At 41.7% G+C, this 6,425-nt stretch carries 2 protein-coding genes; both read left to right on the top strand.

What is annotated here, in order from left to right:
- Positions 1–5,169: YadA-like family protein (locus HMPREF1477_RS06020; RefSeq protein WP_016476203.1), on the top strand; the 5,169-nt coding region annotated here is incomplete at its 5' end.
- Between the two features lie 76 nt (positions 5,170–5,245).
- The gene (locus HMPREF1477_RS06015; protein ID WP_016476202.1) at positions 5,246–6,046 is read left to right on the top strand and encodes a hypothetical protein; all 801 of its coding nucleotides are present in this window, start codon (positions 5,246–5,248) and stop codon (positions 6,044–6,046) included.
- The last annotated feature ends 379 nt before the right edge of the window (positions 6,047–6,425 follow it).

Raw genomic sequence — 6,425 nt, 5'->3', positions numbered from 1 at the left:
AAAACTATCTCTGATGGTAAAACAGTTGAAATGGCAGCAGGCAAGAATTTGACTGTAAAACAAACTAGCAACAATGACGGCGCTAAGGTTGAATTCGACTTGGCTAACGATATCAAGATTGGTAAAGATGGCAAAGACGGCGTTGACGGTAAAATCGGCGTAAACGGTAAAGATGGTTCCTCTGTTGTGATCAATGGTAAAGACGGCTCCATCGGCTTAAATGGTAAGGACGGCAAAGACGGTCTTACTATGAAAGGCGAAAAAGGCGCTGACGGCGTAACTCGCATCGTTTACGAAGATCATGACAACAATAAACACGAAGTAGCTACATTGGATGATGGTTTACGTTTCGACGCTAACTCCGGTGGCGAAAAGAAAAATAAACTTGGCTCCAAAGTTACTGTAAAAGGTACAGGTGCTAAAGCTGATTCCGAATACGATTCCTCTAACATCAAAACAAGCATCACGCAAGGTGCTGATGGTAACAGCGAAATCAACATCGGCTTGGCTAAAGACTTGAACAACATCAACACAATTAAAAACGGTGGTCCTGCTACTTTCACAATCGGCGGCAACGAATTCAAATTCGACGGCGGCAATGTGAACATGGGTGGCAACAACATTACGAACCTCAAATCTGGTATCGTAAACAACAACTCCACTGATGATACCAATGGTGCTAACATCGGCGACGTTAAGACGATTTCCAAAGCTAACGATTTGCATATTGCTCCTACTACATCTAATCGTCAAGGTGAAACAACTACATCTTACGCTTACGATACAGCAAGCAAATCTGTAACATTGAAATACAATGATGGCAACGGCGCTAACCAAGCTGGTACAATCGCAAAAATCGACTTGTCCGGTTTAGCTGATCAAATCAAAGATGGTTATTCCTTCTCCACTGACGCTAAAGGCAATGTAGTTGGTAACCATGCAGTTACAGCTGTAGGCAACGGCAAGACTGTTTCCTATGCAGCAGGCGATAACTTGACAATTGCTCAACATATCGATAATGCAACTGGTGAACAAACATATACATATGCATTGTCCAACGACATTAAGATTGGTAAAGATGGTAAAGACGGCATTGATGGTAAGATCGGTGTTAACGGTAAAGATGGCTCCTCGGTTGTGATCAACGGTAAAGACGGCTCCATCGGCTTAAATGGTAAGGACGGCAAAGATGGTCTTACTATGAAAGCAAAAGACGGTCAACCTGGTGTAAACGGTAAAGATGGTATCACTCGTATCGTATACGAAGATAACAGCAAGAATACACATGAAGTGGCTACATTGGATGACGGCATGAAATATGCTGGCGACGATGCACAAGGTGCTGACAAATCCAAAGTGATCGCTAAGAAATTGAACGAAACTATGGACCTTGTTGGTGGTGCAGATAAGTCCAAATTGACTGACAACAACATCGGCGTGAATAACGTAGATGGCAAGTTGAAGGTTCAATTGTCCAAAGAAGTGAACTTGACTCCATCTGGTTCCTTAACAATCGGCGATACTGTAGTTAATAACAATGGCTTGACTATCTCTGGTGGCCCATCCATTACTAAGACTGGTATCAATGCTGGTAATAAAACAATTGTTAACGTAGATGCTGGTGTAAATGATACTGATGCAGTTAACGTAAAACAATTGAAGACAGCTAAAACAGAAGTTAAGGCTGGTAATAATGTAACTGTAGACACAACTTACGGTAATGATGGTCATACAATTTACACTGTTAATGCGAACGACGTAGCTCTTGGCGATGCAGTATTGAAATACTCCGCTAACGGCACTAACACGCAATCCGTTAAATTGTCTCAAGGCTTGAACTTCGTTGACGGTAACTACACATCTGCTTCTGTTGATGCAAATGGTCAAGTTAAATACGACGTAACAATCGGTAAGGTGAAAGACGGCGTTGACGGTAAACCAGGCGTAGATGGTAAAGATGGTATCGCAACAGTTAAAACTGTAGTTGATACAATCAACAACTCCGGCTGGAAAGGTGATGTTACTGGTAACACAGTCAATAACCATGCTGCAACAATCGTTAAACCTGGCACAACTGTAAACTTCGGTGCTGGTAAAAACTTAACTGTTGAACAAATCGTTAATGCTGTAACAGGCGATCATACTTACAACTATGCATTGTCCGATGACATCAAAGTTGGTAAAGATGGCAAAGACGGTGTTGACGGTAAGATTGGTGTAAATGGTAAAGATGGTTCCTCCGTTGTTATCAACGGTAAAGACGGCTCCATCGGCTTAAATGGTAAGGACGGCAAAGACGGTCTTACTATGAAGGGCGAAAAAGGCGCTGACGGCGTAACTCGCATCGTTTACGAAGATCATAACAACAATAAACACGAAGTAGCTACTTTGGATGATGGTTTACGTTTCGACGCTAACTCTGGTGGCGAAAAGAAAAATAAACTTGGCTCCAAAGTAACTGTTAAAGGCACAGGCGCTAAAGCTGATTCCGAATACGATTCCTCTAACATCAAAACAAGCATTACGCAAGGTGCTGATGGCAACAGCGAAATCAACATCGGTTTGGCTAAGGACTTGAACAACATCAACACGATTAAAAACGGTGGTCCTGCTACTTTCACAATCGGCGGTAATGAATTCAAATTCGACGGCGGCAATGTAAATGTTGGTGGTTATAACATCACTAATGTGAAAGCTGGCGTAAACGATACTGATGCAGTTAACGTAAAACAATTGAAATCCGCTAAGACTGAGGTTGAAGAAGGGGATAACGTAAAAGTAACATCCCGTATTGGTGCTGATGGTCAAACAATCTACAAGGTAAGTGCTACTGGCGTTAACCTTGGCGATGCAGAATTGAAATACTCTGCTAATGGCACTAATACTCAATCCGTTAAATTGTCTAAAGGTTTGAATTTTGTTGATGGTAACTACACATCTGCTTCCGTTGATGCAAATGGTCAAGTTAAATACGACGTTAACCTTGGCAACATCAAACAAGGTACAGACGGCAAACCAGGCGTAGATGGTAAAGATGGTATCGCAACAGTTAAAACTGTAGTTGATACAATCAATAACTCCGGTTGGAAAGCTAATGCAACAGGTAATGTAGTAGGTACATCCACTGCAACAATCGTTAAACCTGGCAGCACAGTAAATTACGGCGCAGGTAAAAACTTGAACGTAAAACAAACTGTAAACGGCGAAGAACAAACTTACGAATTCGCATTGGATAAAGATTTGAAAGAGCTTAACAGCGTTCAAACTAACACAATCCACTTAGGTAGCCCAACATCTCATACAACTATTAACTACAATGCAGGTAATGATCGTATCGAGTACACAACTAAGAACGGCACTAAACAAGTAGCTAACTTAGATGATATCTGGACTATCCAAGCTAATGGTACAGACGTTAAACCTGTAGGCGGAAAAGTTAATGTTGTAGGCGGCGACCACATCAAAGTTTCTACTGATGCAGCTGGTAAGATGACAATTAGTGCTGACGGCGTTGGTACCATGAACGGCTTCAATGTTAAATCTACTGGTAATACTACTAGCGATTCTGATAAAACAGCTAAAAACATCACTGATGGTAAAACTGTAGAATTCTCTGGTGGTAAGAACCTCACTGTTAAACAAACTAACACTGGTGACGGTGCAAAAGTAGAATTCGCATTGAATAACAACATCGACTTGACTCCAAACGGTTCCGTAAAAATTGGTGATACAGTAGTTAACAACGATGGTTTGACTATCACTGGTGGTCCTACTATCACTAAGAACAATGTTGATATGGGTGGCCAACAAATTCACAACGTGAAATCTGGTGGCGATGTAGATTCCAATGGCGCTAACATCGGCGACATCAAACGTATCTCCAAAGCTAACGATACTCGTATCAAAGACGGCAACTACGAAGTTAGCCAAAACGGCACCGTTGAAATGACTTATGTTGATGGTTCTGGTAAACAATTAGTTGACGAACACGGCAACCCTGTGAAAGCAACTATTTCCGGTATCGCTCGTCAAGACTTGTCCAACATCACTAACGAAGGTAAAAAGGTTATCACTGGCCTTGGCACAATCGTAAAAGCTGGTCAAAACGTATCCGTTGATGAAGCAACTGATAACGCAACTGGTCAAAAAACATACACTGTAAACGCTGATCTTTCTGGCGCGAAAGTAAATGCTTCCGTTGGTACTGAAGGTTCTGGTGTGGCTAAAGGCTTAAAAGAAGTTAAGAAGGTTGACAAAGGTACTCAATACATCGCTGGCGACAACATGGTTGTAGAACGCAAAAATGTTAATGGCGACGATAAGATTGATAACTCCATCACTTACAGCTTGGCTCATGACTTGACTGAAATCAACTCTATCAGCAATGGTGGTGCAACTCTTCGCATTAATGCTAATCCAGGCGGTAATAAATACGACCGTGATACTGCTGTAACTCCAGCTTTTGAAGTTCATGGTGGTAACCTCAGCATGACTGGTAACCGCATCGTTAACCTTGCACCTGGTATCGATGGTACTGATGGCGTAAACGTTAACCAATTGCGCGATTCCTTAACAACTGTTAAATCTACTGATGGCACTGTACGCGTTACAGATCTAAGTACAGATCCTAACAAACATGAATACGATTTACATGTTAACCCTGCAGCTGACCCTCGCGTAGATCAACTAGGTGAAGAAATCGGTCATGTAGGTGCACAATCTGCTGCATTATCCGCGTTGAAACCTATCCAATACGATCCAATGGAACCAACTCAAATCATGGCTGGTTATGGTAACTATCGTGGCAACTCCGCATTGGCATTGGGCGTAGCTCACTACAAGAACGAATCCACAATGTTCCATGCAGGCGTGTCCTGGGCTGGCGGCAACGGCCATATGATGGCTAACGCTGGTGTAACTTGGAAGGTCGGCAACCGCGATAGCGAAGCTGCTGTAGCAGATCGTTACCGTAAGGGTCCTATCAGCTCTACATATGCAATGCAAACTGAAGTGGCTTCTATGAAAGCACAAAATGCCGGATTAAAAGGCGAAGTATCTGATTTGAAAGCTGAAAATGAACAAATTAAGGCTCAAAATGCAGGCTTACAAAGCGAAGTAGACCAATTGAAAGCTCAAATGGCTGCTATGATGGCTAAATTAGGTATGTAATAAGATACACATGGATGGGGATTCTCCTTGAATCCCCTACCATCGCTAATATTCGACAATGAAAAGAGGAATAGATATGAAAAAATCTACAATGCTTGCTTTCACAGCAGCAGCACTTATGAGCGCTGCATCCATTACAGGATATGCTGCTGGCTCACCAACATATGATGACAATTTGATTTTGCCTAACCCTGCTTCTACACCAACTACAGGCTCTGTCGTACTCGTTCCTGTGGCTAGCCCACAAACGGTACAAGCTTTGCATACATTTGTACAAGCATGGCAAAATGCAGAAGTTAACTATACTAAAGCTAAGATTAAACATGACAATCATGAACAATTGACTAAGGCTGAAAGTAAATGGTTACATTCTAAGGATAAACATAACTATGCGGACTACTTCCGCACACATTCCTTGGGACGTGTTCATGGCTTTGAAGTCGCATTCAACTGGAACGGCGAAAACCGTAACAAAAATGAATACGAATTCTTTGATATGCCAAAATACAATGAAAAAGATGGTTTCGTAAATAGCTACGGATTCAACGTATTACGCGGCATGGTAGACCAAATCAATGCAGTCGTTCAAAGACAAAAAGAAATCGGCGGTCCTATGACTAACGATGAAGCAAGTGCTTTGGAAGACGCAATCTTGGATATCATGGCTCAAGATCAAGAACATGTGAACAACGAAGACCTTCGTCACATGATGAACGAAACAATTTGGTACGCAGCTAAAGAAACCGTAAAAAACAAAGCAAGTGAAGAGCCTACTGCTACTGAAGAACATGTAGTAGACCTTCGCAAAGCAATCAATGAGCCAGTGGAACCTTCCGCTCCTCACACAATTGATTTGCGTAAAGCAATTCAACAATAAGATTGCTGACCGTATATCTTTAAAAAAACAATATGGCCCCTCATATGCTGATATAGGGGCCGTATATACCCTAGAACCCCTAACTAGGGCACAAATAATCCTTATACGAATGACGCCACCCTTGTGGGTGGCGTCATTTGTTTTATAAAAGAATGTAAATGGTATATCAGATGGACGTTAAGGTAGATCAATGGGTTATATAAACATAATGATGTTACATAAGCATATTATAGTATTATATAGTGTTAATTAATTACTACAGGCCTGTACTAAATGTAGAATGACAGTTGTAAGGTCTCCCAAGAAATAGAACAGGCCTGTACTAATTGTAGGATGATAGTTGCAAGGTCTCCTGAGAGATAGAACAGGCCTGTACTAA

The organism is Veillonella sp. HPA0037, from assembly GCF_000411535.1.
Classification (GTDB): Bacteria; Bacillota; Negativicutes; order Veillonellales; family Veillonellaceae; genus Veillonella; species Veillonella atypica.
The sequence above is the reverse complement of the archived record's forward strand: the minus strand, read 5'-3'. Positions and strand labels throughout refer to the sequence as shown.

Bases quoted from the DNA above. Each gene is read 5' to 3' on its own strand.
- HMPREF1477_RS06015 (WP_016476202.1), top strand. From the start codon at position 5,246: ATGAAAAAATCTACAATGCTTGCTTTCACAGCAGCAGCACTTATGAGC.